An 18,447-nucleotide genomic window follows, 5' to 3' on the forward strand; every position below is an offset into this window, starting at 1 on the left:
CCCCGCCCGCACGAGGATTAACCGAACCTCAACCCTGATCGGCCAAATGTTTCCAGCGTGAAAACACAGGGGACGCAATTGGCCGGCATTGAAGACAGGGCGCAAGCTGCGTCGGAACCGCCCGGCAAGGGCCGGGTCGACCGTGCCGACCGCGATGTTCTTGTGCTCGGCATCGCCATGGCCGCGATCATCATGTTCGTCGGCACCGGCGGTCACATCCTGCCGCAGGCCATACGCTCGCTGCAGGGCATCGGCCTCCCGCCGGATCGCCTGCTGTCCTCCGCCCTGCTGCTCAACATTGCCCTGATCATCTTCGGCCTGCGCCGCTACCGCGACCTCTCAGCCGAGGTGCGCGAGCGCCGCCATGCCGAAGAGACCGCGCGCGAACTGGCCGAAACCGATCCGCTGACGAGCTGCCTAAACCGCCGCTCGATCGCCCCTTCCACCGACATGCTGATGAAGGCCTGCGCCCAGCGCGGCGAGAAGGTCGCCTTCATCATGATCGACATCGACAATTTCAAGCGGATCAACGACGCCAACGGCCATTCTACCGGCGATGCCGTGCTCAAGGCCTGCGCCCGCCGGATCAGCGAACTGTTGCCCGACCGCGCCCTGCTCGCGCGGCTCGGCGGCGACGAATTCGCCTGCGTGGTCCCGTTCCACCCCGGCCTGTCCGAGCGGATCGACGAACTGGCGGGCCTGATCACCTCCGCCGTGGCGCGTCCGGTCCGGCTTGGCGAGATGTCGATCGAGGTGACGGTCTCGGTCGGCCTCGCCCGGTCCGATCTCGCTGCCGATCTCAGCCGCACGGTCGATGCCCAGGAACTGCTCCACATGGCCGACATCGCCATGTACCAGGCCAAGAAGGCAGGCAAGAACCGCTGGTTCTGGTTCGAAAGCCCGATGGAAAGCGAACTGCGCTTCCGCAGCGATCTCGAACGGGCCCTGCGGGGAGGCATCCTCGCCGGTGAATTCGTGCCCTTCTACGAACAGCAGATCGATCTCGCCACCGGGCGCATCATCGGCTTCGAAATGCTCGCCCGCTGGAACTCGCCGCGCTTCGGCATGGTCGGGCCTGACGTGTTCATCCCGGTCGCCGAGGAAATCGGCGTGATCGCCGACCTGTCGGAGCGGCTGATCCGCCAAGCCCTGCTCGACGCGCGCGAATGGGCGCCCTCGCTGACCCTCTCGGTCAATATCTCGCCGCTCCAGCTACGCGATCCGTGGTTCGCCCAGAAGCTGCTCAAACTGCTGGTCGAGGCCAATTTCCCGCCCAGCCGGCTGGAGATTGAGATCACCGAATCCTGCCTGCACGAAAACGTCGGGCTCGTGCGCTCGCTGATCACCAGCCTCAAGAACCAGGGCGTCGCGATCAGCCTCGACGATTTCGGCTCGGGCTATTCCTCGCTCGCCCAGCTGCGCAGCCTGCCGTTCGACCGGCTCAAGATCGACCGTTCGTTCGTCACCGCCATGCCCGGCAACCGCGACAATGCCACCATCGTCCAGGCGATCACCTCGCTCGGCGAAGGGCTCGGCCTGCCGATCACCGCCGAAGGGGTGGAGAATGCCGAGGTCGTGGCCGAACTGCAGAAACTCGGCCAGTTCATGGCCCAGGGCTACCTCTACGGCCGCCCCGAACCGGCCGAACAGACGCGGGAACGGCTGGCCAAGCTCGGCATGCTGGCCGATGGCGTGAACTTCGCCATCCGCCCCGACCAGGCCCTGTCCGGCGCTGCCTGAAACGCTGCGCGATCGGGGCCTGATACTGGACGTTTCGCCCCGCAGCGCCTAGATCGCGCGCCATGCAGGTTCCTTTCGTCAAGATGCATGGCCTCGGCAACGACTTCGTCGTGCTCGACGCGCGCGCCGCTGCCGTCCCGCCGATGGACGCGCGCCTCGCCGCCGCGCTGGCCAACCGCCACACCGGCATCGGCTGCGACCAGCTGATCCTTATCGAACCGTCCGAGATCGCCGACCTGCGCATGCGGATCTTCAACGCCGATGGCAGCGAGGTCGAGGCCTGCGGCAATGCCACCCGCGCGGTCGGCCTGCTCCACGGCGTGGCCGCCCGGATCGAGACCCTCGCCGGCGTGGTCGAATCCGCCCCGGCCGATGGCGGCATCAAGGTCGACATGGGCACCCCCCGGTTCGACTGGAACGCGATCCCCCTCGCCTGGGCGATGGACACGCTGACCATGCCGGTCGGCTGGGAAGACCTCGACGCGCCCACGGCGGTCAACGTCGGCAACCCCCACGCCATCTTCTTCGTCCCCGATTGCGACGCGGTCGATCTCGCCCGCCTCGGCCCATTGATCGAGCGTGATCCGCTCTTCCCCGAACGGGTCAACGTCAACGTCGCCACGATCGAGAGCCGCGATGCGATCCGCCTGCGCGTCTGGGAACGCGGCGCCGGCCTGACCCTCGCCTGCGGCACCGGCGCCTGCGCCACCGCGATCGGCGCGATGCGGCGCGGCCTGACCGACCGCAAGGTCCGCGTCACCCTCCCCGGCGGCCCGCTGGTTATCGAATGGACCGCCGAAGGCCGCGTCATGATGACCGGCCCGGCCACCGAGGCCTTCCGCGGGGCCTTCGATCCCGCCGCCTACGGGGTTCCTGCGTGACGGTTGAGGTCGTTTCGCTCGGCTGCCGCCTCAACCTTTCCGAGAGCGAGTCCCTGCGGACCATGCTTTCCGGCGCCGACGATCTCGTCGTCATCAATTCCTGCGCCGTCACCGCCGAGGCCGTGCGCCAGACCCGCCAGGCCATCCGCCGCGCCCGCCGCCAGCGCCCCGATGCCCGCCTCCTCGTCACCGGCTGCGCCGCCGAGGTCGAGCGGGAGGCGCTCGCCGCCATGCCCGAGGTCGACGGCCTCGTTGCCAACCCGACCAAGCTCGACCCCCGTGCCTGGAACGTGCCCACCGCCCAAGCGCCCGCGATTTCCGCCGCCTATACCCGCGCCTACGTCGCCGTACAGAACGGCTGCGACCATGCCTGCACCTTCTGCGTGATCCCGCAAGGCCGCGGCCCCAGCCGCTCGCTCCCCGTGGCCGCAGTCCTGCGCCAGATCGAAACTCACCTCGCCCGTGGCACCGCCGAGATCGTCCTCACCGGCGTCGACCTCACCTCCTGGGGCCACGACCTGCCCGGCCAACCCCGCCTCGGCGCCCTCGCCAGCGCGATCCTCGACGCGTTCCCCGTCCTCCCCCGCCTGCGCCTCTCCTCGCTCGACGGGATCGAGATCGACACCGACCTGCTCGACCTTCTCGCCGGCGAAGCTCGCGTCATGCCCCACGTCCACCTCTCCCTCCAGCACGGCCACGACCTCATCCTCAAGCGGATGAAGCGCCGCCATTCACGCGCCGACGCCCTGTCCCTCGTCGCCGCGCTCAAGGCCCGACGCCCCGACATCGCCGTGGGCGCAGACCTCATCACCGGCTTCCCGACCGAGGATGAGGCCATGCACGCGGCCAATCTCTCGATCGTGCGCGAACTCGGCGTGGTCCACGGCCACGTCTTCCCCTACTCGCCCCGCCCCGGCACGCCCGCCGCGCGGATGCCGCAACAGCCCCCCCCCACGATCCGCCGCCGCGCCGCCGAATTGCGCGCAGTGGTGGCCGAAGTCCGCACCGACTGGCTGGAGACATTGGTCGGAAAACCGCTCTGCGTGCTTGCAGAACGCGACGGCACCGGCCATGCGGAAAACTTCGCCCGGGTCCGCCTCGGGCCAGAGGTGCAACCCGGAACCGTGGTGACAATGATCCCGAGCGCAATCGCCGAAGGCATGCTGGCATGAGCGAAGAGGCCCCCTCCGCCGCCCTGTCGTGGTCCGAGCGCCTGTTCGGCGGTTTCCGCAAGACCTCCGAACGGCTGGGCGAAAACCTGTCCGGCATCGTCAGCAAGACCCGGCTGGATGATGCCCAGCTCGACGATATCGAGGACGCGCTGATCCTCTCGGACCTCGGCCCCCGCGCCGCCGCCCGGATTCGCGCCCGCCTCGCCGAGGAACGCTTTGAGCGCGGCGCCGATGAACAGGCGATCAAGCAGGCCGTGGCCGACGAAATCGCCAGGATCCTGCGCCCCGTCGCCAAGCCGCTGGAAGTCACTGCCTTCCCCCGTCCGCAGGTCATCCTCGTGATCGGCGTCAACGGCTCGGGCAAGACCACCACCATCGCCAAGCTCGGCCACCTGTTCCAGGAGCAGGACTATGCCGTGATGTTCGCCGCCGGAGACACCTTCCGCGCCGCCGCGATCGGCCAGCTCGGAGTCTGGGCAGACCGGCTCGGCGTACCCATCGTCAAGGGGCCGGAAGGCGGCGATCCCGCCTCGATCGTGTTCGACGCGGTCAAGCTGGCGACTGACAAGGGCACCGACGCCCTGATCGTCGACACCGCCGGGCGCCTCCACAACCGCCGCGAGCTGATGGACGAACTCGCCAAGATCCGCCGCGTCCTCGGCCGCCTCAACCCCGATGCGCCGCACGACGTGGTCCTCGTGCTCGACGCCACCAACGGGCAGAACGCGCTCCAGCAGATCGAGATCTTCAAGGAAGTGGCCGGCGTCACCGGCCTCGTCATGACCAAGCTCGATGGCACGGCGCGCGGCGGCATCCTCGTCGCCGCGGCCGAGCAATACGGTCTGCCGATCCACGCCATCGGCGTCGGCGAACGGATCGACGATCTCCGCCCGTTCGATCCCGATCTCGTCGCGCGCGTCATCGCGGGAGTGCAGTAATGGTCGAGCCCGCCGGAACCCCCGCCGCGAAGAAGTCGAACTGGGCCAACCTGCTGATCGACTATGGCCCGATCCTGCTGTTCTTCCTCGTCTATCGCCACTTCGCCCCGGCCGACAAGACCGCCTCTCTGCAGGAAGTGTCCGCGGTAATCTACGGCACCGTGGCCTTCATCGCCGGCGCCGTCGTCGCGCTGGCCTACAGCCTCGCCAAGTTCAGGCGCGTCTCGCCGATGCTGGCCCTGTCGACCGCGCTGATCGTGTTCTTCGGCGGCCTCACCATCCTGCTGCACGACCAGTTCTACATCCAGATCAAGCCGACTGTGATCTACCTGATGTTCGGCCTCGCCCTGCTCGGCGGCTGGATGAAGGGCAAGGCCCTGCTCAAGATCCTGCTCGAAGCCGCCTTCGAAGGGCTGGACGACGATGGCTGGATGAAGCTTTCGCGCAACTGGGGCTGGTTCTTCCTGTTCCTCGCCGCGCTGAACGAGGGTTTCCGCTTTTATCTCAGCTTCGGCGGCTGGCTCCAGGCCAAGCTCTATGTTTTCCTACCGGCCTCGTTCCTGTTCACCTTCGCGCACATGCCGATGCTGCTGCGCCACGGCCTCGCCTCCGAGGCTCGCAGCGAGGCGGCCAGCGAAGCGCCGCACGAATAGGCGCGCCCTGCGAACACTTCGCCGCGCGAATTCGCATGACAAGCCCTTCTGCTTGAAGCATTGTTCCCCCGCTTCGCGGCGCTGCGCTGGGGTCGCCGCCGTGTCGGAATGAATAACGCATAGGGGGAAGCAATGGCAAAATTCTTTGGAAACCTGCACCTGGTCCTGGTCACCGGACTGGTGTTGGCGATCCTTGTAATGGTCCAGTTCGCCGCATCGGCTCCGGTCGACGCCAATTCGATCCTGCGCTGGCTCCACGTGTTCTTCGGCATCCTGTGGATCGGCCTGCTCTATTACCTGAACTTCGTGCAGGTGCCGACCATGCCGAAGGTCCCAGCCGAACTGAAGAAGGGCGTCACCGGCTTCATCGCGCCGAAAGTGTTCTTCTTCTTCCGCTACGGGGCCCTGCTGACCGTGCTGACCGGCCTCGGCATCGCCACCGTCGATGGCTATGCCCATCAGGCAATGACCTTCTCCGGTGAAGGCAATGTCAATCTGATCGGCCTCGGCATGTGGCTGGCCCTGATCATGGCCTTCAACGTGTGGTTCATCATCTGGCCCGCCCAGAAGAAGATCCTCGGCCTGATCGAGGCGACCGACGAGGAAAAGGCGGCCGCCGCGCCCAAGGCCCTCGCCGCCAGCCGCACCAACCTGCTGCTCTCGCTGCCGATGCTCTACTGCATGGTCTCGGCCAACCTCGGCTGATCCGGCAACAGCTTCAAAAAAAGGCGCGGCGTCCCTGGACGCCGCGCCTTTTTTGTTCAGGCCGGTCCGCGTGTGCGGATGACGGCCTATGAATGTCCGCCATGGACCGTCGCGAAGTGCCGAACGGCAGATAAGTGGGGGAAATGGACCTTCTTGGCCCCACCACGAAACCCCGCTCAGCCTGAGCCTGTCGAAGGCCACGCGCCAAGGCTCGCCGCACTCACCGGGCCTTGCGCGCCATCTCCGAGACCTGCGGCCAGTCCAAAGGCCGTCCGCCCAGTTCCGAGGGCGGCGCGTGGCCTTCGACAGGCTCAGGCTGAGCGGAGCTGGTGGCATTCGGCCGCATTGCCAGCATGTCCGGAACGGCCGCCACCAACAGAAACGCGCCGATAACAGAAGTTGGGTGTGGCCGGGCGACGCTCAGTCAAGGCGCGAACGGCCCGTCCAGCCCTCCAGACTCAGATCTCGACCTGGCTGCCCAGTTCGACCACGCGGTTCGTCGGCAGGCGGAAGAACTCCATCGCACTCGCCGCGTTGCGCAGCATCCACGCGAACAGCTTCTCGCGCCAGATCGCCATGCCCGGCTTCGACGAAGGAATCAGGGTCTGGCGCGAGAGGAAGAAGCTGGTCTTCATCATCTCGAACGGCTCGCCGCAGACGTCCAGCCCAGCCAGCGCGGCCGGCACGTCGGTCTCCTCGAGGAAGCCGAAGCGCAGCGCCACCTTGTAAAAGCCCTCGCCATACTGCTTGACCTTGCAGCGCTCGGCCGGGTCCACATAGGGCACGTCCTGGATCGCCACGGTCAGCACGATCACGCGCTCATGCAGCACCTTGTTGTGCTTGATGTTGTGAAGCAGGGCCGAAGGCACGCCGTGCGCGGTGGAAGACATGAACACTGCCGTGCCCGGCACCCGCGCCGCGCTCGAATGGGCGCTCTTGGCGAAGACCTCGAAGGGGATCGTGCCCTCGGCCATGTTGGCCCGCATCAGCGCCCGGCCCTTTGACCAGGTGGTGAGCAGGGTAAAGATGGCGAGGCCCATCATCAGCGGCACCCAGCCACCATCGGGGATCTTGGTGAAGTTGGCCGAGAGGTAGGCCGCATCGAGCGCGAAGAACACGGTGAGCAGCGGCACGGACTGCCACCACTTCCAATTCCACAGGTTGAGCAGGACGACGGCGAGCAGGACGTTGTCGATCGCCATCGCGCCGGTCACCGCGATGCCGTAGGCTGCGGTCAGGTTCGAGGAATGCTGGAACACCAGCACCAGCAGGATCACCGCGATCATCAGCGCCCAGTTGATCACCGGGATGTAGATCTGCCCGGCGTTGAGACTGGTGTACTTGATCGTCATGCGCGGGATGAAACCGAGCTGGATCGCCTGCTGGGTCACCGAAAAGGCCCCGGTAATCACCGCCTGCGAGGCGATCACGGCCGCCGCGCTGGCAATGCCCAGCAGCGGCCACTGGAACCATTCCGGCGCCAGCAGGTAGAACGGGCTCTCCAGCGCCGGCGCGCCGACGCGGACCAGCAACGAGGCCTGGCCGAGGTAGTTGAGCACGAGCGCCGGCAGCACGAAAACCAGCCACGAGACCCGGATCGGCGCGCGGCCGAAATGGCCCATGTCGGCATAGAGCGCCTCGGCGCCGGTCACGGCCAGAACAGCCGAACCCATGGCGAGGAAGCCGTGCAGCGGGTCTTCGGCGAAGAGGACCACGGCATGATGCGGGCTCAGCGCGTAAATGACCTGCGGCGCGGCGGCGATCGAGATCCCGCCCAGCACGGCGATCACCGCGAAATAGAGCAGCATGATCGGCCCGAAGAATGCCGCCACCCGGGCCGTGCCGCGGCTCTGGATGAAAAACAGGAAGACGAGGATCGCCACGACCGTCGGCACGACCGCGCCAGCCAGCCCCGGCTCGTAGACCGCCACGCCCTCGATCGCGCCCATCACCGAAACGGCCGGGGTGATCATCGAGTCGCCGTAGAACAGCGAAGTTGCGAAAACCCCGAGCAGGACGATGCCCGCCGACCAGCGCTTGCCCGAGATGTTCTGGTTGATCAGTGCCAGCAGCGCCAGGCTGCCGCCCTCACCCTTGTTGTCCGCGCGCATGATCACGGTGACGTATTTCAGCGTCACGATGATCATCATCGACCAGAACATCAGGCTGACGATGCCGTAGATGTGCAGAATATCCAGCGGCAGGCGGTGATGCCCGGCAAAGGTGTCGCGCATGGCGTAGAGCGGGCTGGTGCCGATGTCGCCGAAGACGACGCCGATCGCGCCCACGGCAAGCTTCAGCAGCCCCCCGTGATGCTCGCCATGGTGATGGGTGTGCTGCACGGCGTCAGCCGGCGCGCTATGGGTTACGGCGTCGCTCATCGTGCAAGATGACCTGAAAGGTGCCCCCGAGTCGCCGCCCCTGCGGCAAGGTGCGCCCGCTTAGCAGCGCCCTGCGCTGCCTGCAACGCGCCTTTCTGCGCGGTGAACGGCGCTATTGCGCCATTTGCGCGGCGCCCTGCCCCTGCCGGGCGAGAAAGGCATCGAGTTCGCCGAGTCGCTTCTCGAGGTCCCCGCGCCATGGTGCCTCCTTCGGGCTGCGCGCCAGCAGGTCCGCCCAGAGCTTGCGCCCCTCATCGAACCGGCCGGAACGGATCAGGGCAAGGCCCAGGAAAAACGGTGGGCCGGCGCTGTCGGGCGAGGCCTCGCTGGCGCGGCCATAAGCGTAAATCGCCGCCGGGGAGATCGTTCCCTCGGCATGGCCGACCAGCGCATTGGCCATGGTCAGCCATGCCTCGCCGTTCTTGGGGTCCTTGTCCGTCGCGATCCGCAGGACGGCGGCGGCATCGGCAAACTGGCCGTGCCGGGCAAGGGCATCGGCGATGATCAGGTTCTTGTCGCCCATGCCGGCCCCATCGGCCAGCTTCTGGCGCGCGGCGATATCCTCGGCACTTCCGCCCGAAACCTGCTCGGCCGGCGCCTTGGGCGCGGAGCGGGCGCCCGGCGAGCCCTGCAGGGCATAGCCAGCCAGCCCCAGCAACAAGGCCGCGCCGACCACTTCCCAGGTCACCCGCGGCACCCGGAAGACAAAGGCGATCACCGCGAAGATGACCAGCGCGAGCGCGATGACGGCGACCCAGGTCATAGCCCTTCCCCATCCATCAGGCGCCGCCTCACGAAGCGCTTGCGCAGCAAAAGCCCCGCGACCAGCAGGATCAACAGCGGCGCGGCGAACAACGGCCAGGTCAGGCTGGTCACGCGCGGAGTATAGGTGATGTAGTCGCCATAGCGCTCGACCAGCCAGGCGCGGATCGCCTCGGGCTCTTCCCCGGCGGCAATGCGCTGGCGGATCTGGCTGCGCATGTCCCCGGCCAGCGAGGCATCGGAATCGGCGATCGACTGGCTCTGGCACGTCAGGCAGCGGATCGTTTCCATCAGCCGCTGGGCCTTTTCCTCCAGCTTGGGATCGTCGAGCTGGCGATAGGCATAGGGCGCCGGCGGCATGGCGTCGTCGGCCCGGGCCGGCGCGAACGCCAGCGGACCCAGCGCCAGCGCGCCCACGATCAGGGCGATGATGAGCCCCAGCCGCCTCACAGCGATGCCTCCTCGAGCTTCTTGAGGATCATCGGCACGTCATCAGGGCGAATGTCCCCGATATGCTGGTAGCGGATCGTGCCCTTGCCATCGATCACGTAGGTCTCAGGCACGCCCGATGAACCGATCGCCAGCTGCAGGGTCGAGAGATCATCCGTCCCGATCCGCGCATAGGGATTGCCATTGCGGGCCAGAAAGGCGGCAAGATCGTCCTTGCGGTCACGCACCGCCACCCCGTCGATCTCCACCCCGGCGGCGGCCAGCTGGGCCAGTTGCGGCGCCTCGGCGGCACAGGGAATGCACCAGGAGGCGAAGATGTTGAGCAGACGCGGCTTGCCCCCGGCAAAGTCGGCCCGCGCCAGGCCCGGCTTGCCCTCGGCCCCGGCGGGCAGGGCAAATTGCGGCAGCGGGTGGCCGACCAGACGGCTCGGCACGTTGTTGTCCTTGGGCACGATCAGCCCCCAGGCCACCAGCGCCACGAACAGGCCGAACAGCAAAAGCGGCAGCCACAACGACCAGCGCCGCTTCGCCGGAGGAGTAACGTCGCTCATCGGCCCTGCCTTTCCCGCCGGAACGCGATCCTGTCACGCACCACCAGCCGCCGCACGTCGCTCGCCACCCGGCCGAGCAAGGCCAGTAGCCCGCCCAGCGCGATCAGCACGCCGCCCAGCCAGATCATCGGCACGAACGGCTTCCACCACAGCCGCAGCTGCCAGCGCCCATCGGCCGCCTGATCGCCCAGCACCGTATAGAGCTGACCGTTCCAGCGTGTATGCAGCGCCGATTCCGCGGTATTCTGCGGCGGCGCCCAGAACGTGCGCGCCTGTGGGCGCAATACGACCGGCGCCGACCCCTCATAGCTCGCCTGCATTTCGGCCTCGAGCGCGGTCCAGTTCGGCCCGGCGATCGGCTCGACCGCCGCGACCCTGATCGACCACGGCCCGACCGGGGTGACGTCCCCCACGCGCACCGCCACCAGCTTCTCGGTGGTGAAGGCCGAATCCGAAGCCATGCCGAACAGAGCCATGGCCACGCCAAGGTGGGCCAGCACCATGCCCCACAGCGGCAGCTTGACCTGCCGAAGCTTGCGCCCACGCAGCGGCAGCACGCTCGCCGCCGCAATCGCCGGCGCGAGCGCCAGCCCGATGATCGGCAGGACACGGCCCGGCGCCAGCACGATCGCCGCCCCCAGCGCCAGCACCGCCAGCACCGCCGGAATCGCCAGCATCGGCGCGATGCGCTTCACATTGTCGCGCCGCCAGCGCAGCAGCGGGCCGATGGCGAGCACGATCAGCATCGGCACGACGAAGATCGCGGTCACCGGGTTGAAATAGGGCGGGCCGACCGAAACCTTTTCGCCAAAGGCCTCGGTCACCAGCGGATAGAGCGTGCCCATCAGGATGATACCGAGCGAGCCCGTCAGCATCACATTGTTGAACACCAGCGCGGATTCGCGGCTGGTCACGGCAAAGCGCTCACCCTCGGTCACGGTTGCCGCGCGGATCGCGAACAGGGTCAGCGCCCCGCCGATATAGATCGCCAGCAGGGCGAGGATGAAGGTTCCACGCTTGGGATCGACCGCGAAGGCATGGACGCTGGTCAGGATGCCCGAGCGGACGAGGAAGGTCCCGACCATCGACATGGAAAAGGCCACGACACCCAGCATCACCGTCCAGGCCCGCAGCGCGTTGCGCGCAGCCAGAACCCCGGCCGAATGGAGCAGCGCCGTCGCCGCCAGCCACGGCATCAGCGAGGCGTTCTCGACCGGGTCCCAGAACCACCAGCCACCCCAGCCCAGCTCGTAATAGGCCCAGTATGACCCCGCCGTGATCCCCAGCGTCAGGAAAATCCACGCCCCCAGCACCCAGGGCCGCATCGCGCGGGCAAAGGCCGGGCCAACCTCGCGCGTCACCAGCGCGCCGATAGCGAAGCTGAAGGCGATCGAAAGCCCGACATAGCCGAGGTACAGAGTCGGCGGATGGAAGGCGAGCCCCGGATCCTGCAACAGCGGGTTGAGCCCGTTGCCCTCAGCCGGCACCGGCGAAAGCCGGTCGAACGGATTGGAGGCGAACAGCAGGAAGGCATAGAAACCAAGGCTGACGAAAGCCTGCCCGGCCAGCGTCGCCTGCATGGTTGGCTCGGGCAGCCGCTTCTCGACCAGCGCCACGAAACCGCCGGCAAGGCCCATCACCGTGACCCACAGCAGCATCGAGCCCTCGTGGTTCCCCCAGGCCCCAGCGATCTTGTAAAGCATCGGCTTGGCCGAATGCGAATTCTCGGCAACCAGCTTCACCGACAGGTCGGTCTCGGCAAACAGCGTCAGCAACGCACCAAAGGCGACCAGCGCCAGCACGCCCTGCACCACGGCGACCGGGCGGATCACCGCGCCCAGCCCCTCGCCCCGGCCCGTCAGGGCCAAGGCCCCCGCGAGCAGCTGGAGAAAGGCCAGCGCGGCGGCAAACCACAGGGCGGCAAGGCCAAATTCCGCGATCACCGGGTTTCCTTCACCGCCGCGCGGGCCTGGGCCTCGGTCATGTCCTTCATCTCGCGCGGCACGTATTTCTCGTCATGCTTGGCCAGCAGGTTGTCGGCCACGAAAGTCTTGTCCGGGCTCATCTTGCCCTCGGCCACCACGCCCGAACCTTCCTTGAACAGGTCCGGCACGATGCCCTTGAAGGTCACCGGCACCCGGTTCTTGCCGTCGCCGACGATGAAGTGGATCGTCACCCCGTCGGCATCAGTCCTGAGCGAACCGCCCTCGACCATCCCGCCCAGGCGGATCGCCCGGCCCGGCTCCGGCGGCTTGGCGGCGATGTCGGCCGGGAGGTAGAAATAGCTCGCCTGGTTGCGCAGGGCGTAGATCGCGAGCAGCGCCGCGCCGATCAGCGCGACCAGCGCGATGAGAACGAGGATCAGCCGCTGGTGCTTAGCCTTGATTGCGCTCACTTTTCCCGTCCCTTGTCGCGCGCCCGGTCCCGGCGCGCCTCGGCCTTGCGCATGGCCAGCCACGATTGCGCGATCAGCGCCGCCGTCCCGCCCAGCCCGATGGCATAGGCCGCGATCACGAAAGTCCACTGGTCCAGCGCTTCGTGCATCATGGTCAGGCCGCCATCGCCTTGCGCCGCAGCCGGGCCTCGGCCTGCTGGTCGGCAAGGATCGCACGCATCCGCATCAGCACCACCGCGCCGAACAGGCACGAGAAGCCCACCGTGGAAACCAGCAGCGGCACCAGGAATTCCGCCGCCATGGCCGATTGGCCCATCGTGATCGAAGGCGGCTGATGCAGGCTGTTCCACCACAGCACCGAATAGTGGATCACCGGGATGTTCACCGCGCCGACGATCCCGAAGATCGCCGGAATGCGCGAGGAGCCCTCGCCGTCGCGCCGCGCCGCATCGGCCAGCGCCGCATAGGCGAGGTAAAGGAAGAACAGCACCAGCATCGAGGTCAGCCGCCCGTCCCAGACCCACCACGTGCCCCAGGCAGGACGGCCCCAGATCGAGCCGGTGGCGAGGCAGATCGCGGCAAAGATTGCGCCGGGAATGGCAATGGCCCGGCCCGCGATCCCGGCCAGCGGGTGGCGCCAGACCAGCTCGGTCAGGCTCGCCAGCGCGATCGCGGTCCAGCCGCCCATGCCCAGCCAGGCGGTCGGCACATGAAGATAGACGATCCGCACGGTCTCGCCCTGCAGGGCATCGGCGGGGGCCACGAAGACGCCCCAGGCCATGGCAGCGCTCGCCAGGACCAGCCCAAGCGTCAGCAGCAGCGGCGCAAGCCACTGTGCAAGGCGCAGAAATCGGGCGGGATTGGCAAATCCGTGCATGGCCTCGGCAAACTCTCGTCAGCGCCCTTTGGCAGTTGCGGCAAGGTCCCGCAAGCTGATCCTTGGTGCCATCCGCCAAGCTGCGCATAACCGCGCAGGCGCTTGCCCGAACTGAAGAAAATGGGGCGACCGATGGGGTTCGAACCCACGACCTCCGGTACCACAAACCGGCGCTCTAACCAACTGAGCTACGATCGCCACGGCCCCTGTCAGCAATGCACTTCGGCACTGCCCGGGCAGGCGCAGGCCCTTTGCACAGGCCGGCGCGAATGGGAAGAGGATTCTTTGCTTTACCTGTCCTCGAACGCGAAAAGCTCGCTCGCATGCAATGGGTCGGGTTGCGATGCCCGCCCTCAACCCCTTCCGCCTGCAGGAGGGGCGCGAGACTTGCGCTGGCACAGTCAGCGTTAGACGCAGCGGCGTAGGCCGTTCGGCGCAGGATCTGCCGGAATCACCAACCCCAAGAAAAAAGGGCGGCCCCGCAGGACCGCCCTCCTTGGTGTTCGGCTCGCGCCGGGGCTTACTTCTTGAGAGTAAGGCCGCCGAAACGCTTGTTGAACTGGGCCACGCGGCCGCCCTGATCCAGCTGGCGCTGACCGCCGGTCCAGGCCGGGTGCGAGGTCGGGTCGATGTCGAGCGCCATCGTGTCGCCTTCCTTGCCCCAAGTCGAGCGGGTCTCGAACACGGTGCCGTCGGTCATCTGCACCTTGATCATGTGGTAATCGGGATGGATATCGGCCTTCATGACATTCACTTTCGCTATGGCCGGTTCCGACCGGCCCTGAAAACGTAATGGGGAAACTGGAAGCGGGCCGCATAGCCGCGCAACTGCTGAAAATCAAGGAGTCATGATTGGTACGCCCTTGGCATCCGCCAAGGGCTTGCGGCACCGGGCAAGCTCAGCTTGCCCCGAACCATGCATCAGCTATCAGCGATCATCGCGGTGAAGTTGACCTCGCAGGTCACCTTGTCGCCCAGCATGGCCTTGCCCCAGAACTTGCAGACCCGCGCCCGCTTCTGGACAAAGCCCACGCGCAGGTCGAGCAGCACGCCCGGCTCCACCGGCGCCCGGAACTTCGCGTCCTCGATCGCCATGAAGTAAACCAGCTTGCCAGTGCCCGAGAGCCCGAGGCTCTCCACCGCGAGGACGCCGGCCGCCTGGGCCAGCGCCTCGATCTGCAGCACGCCCGGCATGATCGGGCGGCCGGGGAAATGACCCTGGAAGAAGTCCTCGTTGAAGCTCACCGCCTTCACCGCGTGGATTTCCTCGTCGGGAACGAGGCTGATCACGCGGTCGACCAGCAGCATCGGGTAGCGATGCGGCAGGGCCGCAAGCACTTCCCGGATGTCGAGCGACTTGCCAACCTTGGTTTCGGCAACTTCGGTGACGTCTTCCGCCATGTCCTTACCCCCTGCCGCGCGCGATCAGTTGCGGCTCGGCTGGCCGGGCTTGGCGGACGCGGCCGGAGCGGCGGCGGCAGCCGGAGCAGCCTGGCCGGCCTGGGCCGCCTGCTGGGCCTTGGCCTCACGCACTTCGCGCGGTTCCCAGCCGGCCGGCGGCACGAGCTGCGCGGTCGGGATCAGGGTGTTGAGCTGGGCGGTGACTTCCGGGGTCAGGTTATAGGCCTGGCCCGAAACCTGGAGCAGCGATTCCGGCTTGAGCAGCAGGGTCACGCCGCGCTTGGTCATGGCGGCGTCGACCGCCTGCTGCAGCTTGCCTTCGATCTGCTCGGCCACATAGGCCTGCGAATAGGCCACCGGCTGCAGGATGCGCTGCAGTTCGGCCTGACCGCCCTGCTGGATCTGCTGGATGGCCTGGGCCTGCTGCTGCAGCGAGGCCTGGTTCGGCGCGGCTGCGGCGCGGTCGGCGTTGAACTTGTCGACCAGCGGCTTGATCTGGGCGTTGAGCGCCTGCGAGCGGGCCTCGGCCTGGTCGTACTGGGCCTTGTAGGTCACCGGGCGCTGGCTCTCGGCGGTCTTGAAGGCGTTGGTACCGGCCTCGGCAGCCTCGATGTTGGCCCAGGCGATGCCGTTGACGACAGTACCGGTGGCGGCGGCCGCCGCGGCGGGGCGCTGCTGCGCCAGTGCCGGAGTGGCCATGCCAAGGACGAGCGCCGCACCGAGAGCGGCGGAAACAAGAGACTTGGTCATCAGAACTGGGTTCCCACGTTGAAATTGAAGGTCTTGGGATCGTCACCCGGCTGGCTCAGCAGGGTCTTGGCAAAGTCGAGCCGGAACGGCCCGAACGGAGAGTTCCAATTAAAGCCGACACCCACGGCCACGCGCGGCTTGTAGCTGTCGCCGTAGTAGAACTCGCGCGATTGCAGCGTACAATTCACAGCGTCAGGATTGCCCGCCTTCACAGCCGTGGTGCGATAGGTCTCGCCGGTGGTGCAGGAGTAAACATCGCTCAGCGACGGCGCCTGGACGCCCCAGACCGCGCCAATATCGGCGAAGATCGAGGGACGGATGCCCATTTCGCGCGCGCCCGAACCCAGCGGAATCTCGACCTCTGCGCGGCCCTGGTAGTAATACCGGCCGCCGATCGCGTCGTCCTGCCAGTTGTCGCGGTTCTCACCGAAGCCGGTGGCCGAGGTGCTGTCGACATACTTGCGCACGATGCGCGGGCCGATGCCGCGAATGTCGAAGCCGCGCATTTCCGGCGAACCGAGGTAGAAGCGGTCGGTCAGGTAGACCCCCTCGATTTCGTTGCCAGCCGAATCGTACCGCTTCTTGAGCGCCTTGATGATCCCGCCCTCGCCGTTGAGCGAGAAGATGAAACCCCCGCCCAGCGGCCAGTACTTGGCGCCATTGGCACGCAGACGGGCATATTTCACCGAACCGCCCAGCCCGGCGAAGTCGGCGCTGACCGAGGCCGTGTTGCCCCGGGTCGGCCGCACGCGGTTGTCGAGCGTGTCATAGACCAGCGACAGGCCGAGGATCGAGCTGGTCCGCTTGCCGATCGCATCGCACAGGTAGCGGCCGGCCAGCGCGCTGCTGCACTCGTAGGCGCCGGTCACCGGGTTTGTGGCGTAATAGGTCGCCTGGTCCAGCGAGACGTTGTCGAAGTTGAGCGTGTAGCGCCCGATCAGGCTCGCATATTCAGTCACCGGCAGGCCGAGGCGCAGCTGGAAGCCGGTCGTCGCCTGCTGGTAGAGGTTGTTGCGCTCGGAGTTCAGGTAGTTGAACGAGTTGTAGTCGCGCCGATAGATGTTGGCACCGAACGACACGTTCCGGTCGAACACGTAGGGCTCGACGAAGTTCAGCTCGACGCTCTTGGAATAGCGCGAATAGGACACGCTGGTGCCAACCGTCTGGCCGCGCCCGCGGAAGTTGCGCTGCTGGATCGAGGCCTGGAGGATGAAGCTCTCGATCGACGAGAAGCCCGCCGAAAGCTGCAGTTCGCCGGTCGGCTTTTCTTCGAGGTTGGCCTCGAGCACGATGCGGTCCGGCGCCGAACCGGGCTTCTGCTCGACCTCGAACTTCTCCTGGAAGTAGCCGAGCGACTTGATGCGGTTGGTCGAACGCTTGACCTGCAGCGAGTTGAACGCATCGCCCTCGGCGAGGCGGAACTCACGGCGGATCACCTTGTCCTGGGTCAGGGTGTTGCCGTTGACGTCGATCCGCTCGACGTAGACGCGCGGTGCCTCCGCGATCTGGAAGGTGATCCCCATGGTGAGATCATCCTTGTTGCGGCCATAGTCGGGCCGCACGTCGGCGAAGGCATAGCCGAAGGCACCGGCGGTCTGGTTCAGCTTGTCGATCGTGTCTTCCACGGTCTTGGCGTTGTACCAGTCGCCCTTCTTCATCGGCAGCTGCTTGGCCAGCACTTCCCCGTCGAAGTCGCGCAGCTGGCTTTCTACCTTCACGTCGCCGAACTTGTAGCGCTTGCCCTCTTCCACCACGTAAGTGATGATGAAGTCGTGCTTGTCGGGCGTCAGCTCGGCCACGGCCGAAACCACCCGGAAATCGGCATAGCCCTGGGTCAGGTAGAACTGGCGCAGCTTCTGCTGGTCATATGCCAGCCGGTCCGGGTCATAGCTGGTGCGCGAGGAAAACAGCCGGAACGCGCGCGACTGCTTGGTCACCATCTGGCTGCGCAGCTCGCCATCGTCGAACACGTCGTTGCCGATGATGTTGATCTGGCGGACCTTGGACTTGGGCCCCTCGTTGATCTCGAACACGATGTCGACGCGGTTCTGGTCGAGCATGACCATCTTGGGCTCGACCGTGGCGGCGAAGCGGCCCTGGCGCTTGTAGAGTTCGATGATCCGGGCCACGTCCGCGCGCACCTTGGACCGGGTGAAGATCTGGCGCGCGGCAAGCTTGATCTCGGGGGTGATCTTGTCTTCCTTGAGGCGCTTGTTGCCCTCGAAGATGATCCGGTTGATCACCGGGTTTTCCTTGACCTGGATGGTCACCACGCCGCCCGCCTGGCGGATCTGGACGTCGGTGAACAGCTCGGTCGCAAACAGATCCTTCAGCGCCTGGTCGGCGCTGGCCTGGCTGTAGACCTGCCCCGCGCGCAGGCGGATATAGGACAGCACGGTATCGGGCTCGAGCCGCTGGTTGCCGGTCACTTCGACCCGCTGGATCACCTCGGGCGCGGCAGGCGCCGGGGCAGGCGCGGCCGGCACTTCGGCGGCGGGCGCCGTGGCGGGCGCAGCCTGCTGGGCCAGCGCGGCGGCCGGCGCCAGGAACGTGGTGCCCATGAGCGCAAGCCCCAGGGCCGAGGAACGACCTTTCGCGCCGGCAATAGCCCCGGTGGTTGCCATGTTCCGTCCCTTCATCGCGGCAGGTATCCCGATCTGTAATTCACTGAAATTCGCCCTGCCCCGGGCCGGGAATGAACCGGGCCCAGTGGCAGACGCTGCCCTGTGCCCGATGCGGCATCACCAATCAAGCAATCTGTCGGAAACATCGGCCTCGGCACCCACGCTAT

Annotated in this window: 18 protein-coding genes and 1 tRNA gene; 6 read left to right on the top strand and 13 right to left on the bottom strand. The window is 66.8% G+C overall.

Annotated elements, in window-relative coordinates:
* The first annotated feature begins 78 nt into the window (after positions 1 to 78).
* The 6 genes from H7F51_RS04895 to H7F51_RS04920 all read left to right on the top strand — a co-directional run bounded on the left by H7F51_RS04895 (position 79) and on the right by H7F51_RS04920 (position 6,089).
* Positions 79 to 1,740 carry a putative bifunctional diguanylate cyclase/phosphodiesterase gene (locus tag H7F51_RS04895; protein WP_246447821.1) on the top strand — a complete coding sequence of 554 codons (1,662 nt, stop codon included), beginning with the start codon at positions 79 to 81 and terminating at the stop codon, positions 1,738 to 1,740.
* Positions 1,741 to 1,802: 62 nt separating this feature from the next.
* Complete coding sequence (gene dapF, locus H7F51_RS04900; protein WP_185663109.1) at positions 1,803 to 2,621, top strand: diaminopimelate epimerase; 819 nt, start codon at positions 1,803 to 1,805, stop codon at positions 2,619 to 2,621.
* Complete coding sequence (locus H7F51_RS04905) at positions 2,618 to 3,793, top strand: MiaB/RimO family radical SAM methylthiotransferase (RefSeq protein WP_343061208.1); 1,176 nt, start codon at positions 2,618 to 2,620, stop codon at positions 3,791 to 3,793. The genes dapF and H7F51_RS04905 overlap by 4 nt, the downstream gene beginning before the upstream one ends.
* Positions 3,790 to 4,731 (top strand): signal recognition particle-docking protein FtsY, encoded by a 942-nt coding sequence (ftsY, locus tag H7F51_RS04910; protein WP_185663111.1) that lies wholly within the window; start codon positions 3,790 to 3,792, stop codon positions 4,729 to 4,731. The genes H7F51_RS04905 and ftsY overlap by 4 nt, the downstream gene beginning before the upstream one ends.
* Positions 4,731 to 5,384, top strand: a complete 654-nt coding sequence (locus H7F51_RS04915) for an inner membrane-spanning protein YciB (RefSeq protein ID WP_185663112.1) — start codon at positions 4,731 to 4,733, stop codon at positions 5,382 to 5,384. Before ftsY ends, H7F51_RS04915 begins: the two co-directional genes overlap by 1 nt.
* Before the next feature lie 132 nt (positions 5,385 to 5,516).
* Complete coding sequence (locus H7F51_RS04920; RefSeq protein ID WP_185663113.1) at positions 5,517 to 6,089, top strand: urate hydroxylase PuuD; 573 nt, start codon at positions 5,517 to 5,519, stop codon at positions 6,087 to 6,089.
* Positions 6,090 to 6,547: 458 nt separating this feature from the next.
* On the opposite strand, the gene H7F51_RS04925 is transcribed toward H7F51_RS04920, so the two are convergent.
* From H7F51_RS04925 to bamA, 13 genes are all read right to left on the bottom strand, one after another.
* Positions 6,548 to 8,470: a potassium transporter Kup gene (locus H7F51_RS04925; protein ID WP_185663114.1), complete on the bottom strand. Its 1,923-nt coding sequence runs from the start codon at positions 8,468 to 8,470 to the stop codon at positions 6,548 to 6,550.
* A 112-nt stretch (positions 8,471 to 8,582) separates the two neighbouring features.
* Positions 8,583 to 9,233 (bottom strand): tetratricopeptide repeat protein, encoded by a 651-nt coding sequence (locus tag H7F51_RS04930; protein WP_185663115.1) that lies wholly within the window; start codon positions 9,231 to 9,233, stop codon positions 8,583 to 8,585.
* Positions 9,230 to 9,673: a cytochrome c-type biogenesis protein gene (locus tag H7F51_RS04935; RefSeq protein WP_425491011.1), complete on the bottom strand. Its 444-nt coding sequence runs from the start codon at positions 9,671 to 9,673 to the stop codon at positions 9,230 to 9,232. Before H7F51_RS04935 ends, H7F51_RS04930 begins: the two co-directional genes overlap by 4 nt.
* A gap of 5 nt (positions 9,674 to 9,678) precedes the next feature.
* Complete coding sequence (locus H7F51_RS04940; RefSeq protein ID WP_185663116.1) at positions 9,679 to 10,233, bottom strand: redoxin domain-containing protein; 555 nt, start codon at positions 10,231 to 10,233, stop codon at positions 9,679 to 9,681.
* Positions 10,230 to 12,176 carry a heme lyase CcmF/NrfE family subunit gene (locus H7F51_RS04945; protein ID WP_185663117.1) on the bottom strand — a complete coding sequence of 649 codons (1,947 nt, stop codon included), beginning with the start codon at positions 12,174 to 12,176 and terminating at the stop codon, positions 10,230 to 10,232. The genes H7F51_RS04940 and H7F51_RS04945 overlap by 4 nt, the downstream gene beginning before the upstream one ends.
* Positions 12,173 to 12,619 (bottom strand): cytochrome c maturation protein CcmE, encoded by a 447-nt coding sequence (gene ccmE / locus H7F51_RS04950; RefSeq protein WP_185663291.1) that lies wholly within the window; start codon positions 12,617 to 12,619, stop codon positions 12,173 to 12,175. Before ccmE ends, H7F51_RS04945 begins: the two co-directional genes overlap by 4 nt.
* A 5-nt stretch (positions 12,620 to 12,624) precedes the next feature.
* The gene (locus tag H7F51_RS04955; protein ID WP_185663309.1) at positions 12,625 to 12,780 is read right to left on the bottom strand and encodes a hypothetical protein; all 156 of its coding nucleotides are present in this window, start codon (positions 12,778 to 12,780) and stop codon (positions 12,625 to 12,627) included.
* Between the two features lie 2 nt (positions 12,781 to 12,782).
* Positions 12,783 to 13,505, bottom strand: coding sequence for a heme ABC transporter permease CcmC (ccmC, locus tag H7F51_RS04960; protein ID WP_185663118.1), 723 nt, complete (start codon positions 13,503 to 13,505; stop codon positions 12,783 to 12,785).
* A gap of 121 nt (positions 13,506 to 13,626) precedes the next feature.
* A tRNA-His gene (locus H7F51_RS04965) sits at positions 13,627 to 13,703 on the bottom strand.
* Between the two features lie 322 nt (positions 13,704 to 14,025).
* Entirely contained in the window at positions 14,026 to 14,250 is a 225-nt protein-coding gene (gene rpmE / locus H7F51_RS04970; protein WP_185663119.1) for a 50S ribosomal protein L31, read from the bottom strand.
* Between the two features lie 176 nt (positions 14,251 to 14,426).
* The gene (fabZ, locus tag H7F51_RS04975; RefSeq protein WP_185663120.1) at positions 14,427 to 14,906 is read right to left on the bottom strand and encodes a 3-hydroxyacyl-ACP dehydratase FabZ; all 480 of its coding nucleotides are present in this window, start codon (positions 14,904 to 14,906) and stop codon (positions 14,427 to 14,429) included.
* Between the two features lie 24 nt (positions 14,907 to 14,930).
* Positions 14,931 to 15,656 (bottom strand): OmpH family outer membrane protein, encoded by a 726-nt coding sequence (locus H7F51_RS04980; protein WP_185663121.1) that lies wholly within the window; start codon positions 15,654 to 15,656, stop codon positions 14,931 to 14,933.
* Positions 15,656 to 18,280, bottom strand: a complete 2,625-nt coding sequence (bamA, locus tag H7F51_RS04985) for an outer membrane protein assembly factor BamA (protein ID WP_185663122.1) — start codon at positions 18,278 to 18,280, stop codon at positions 15,656 to 15,658. Before bamA ends, H7F51_RS04980 begins: the two co-directional genes overlap by 1 nt.
* Positions 18,281 to 18,447: the final 167 nt, after the last annotated feature.

Source organism: Novosphingobium flavum, from assembly GCF_014230315.1.
GTDB lineage: Bacteria > Pseudomonadota > Alphaproteobacteria > Sphingomonadales > Sphingomonadaceae > Novosphingobium > Novosphingobium flavum.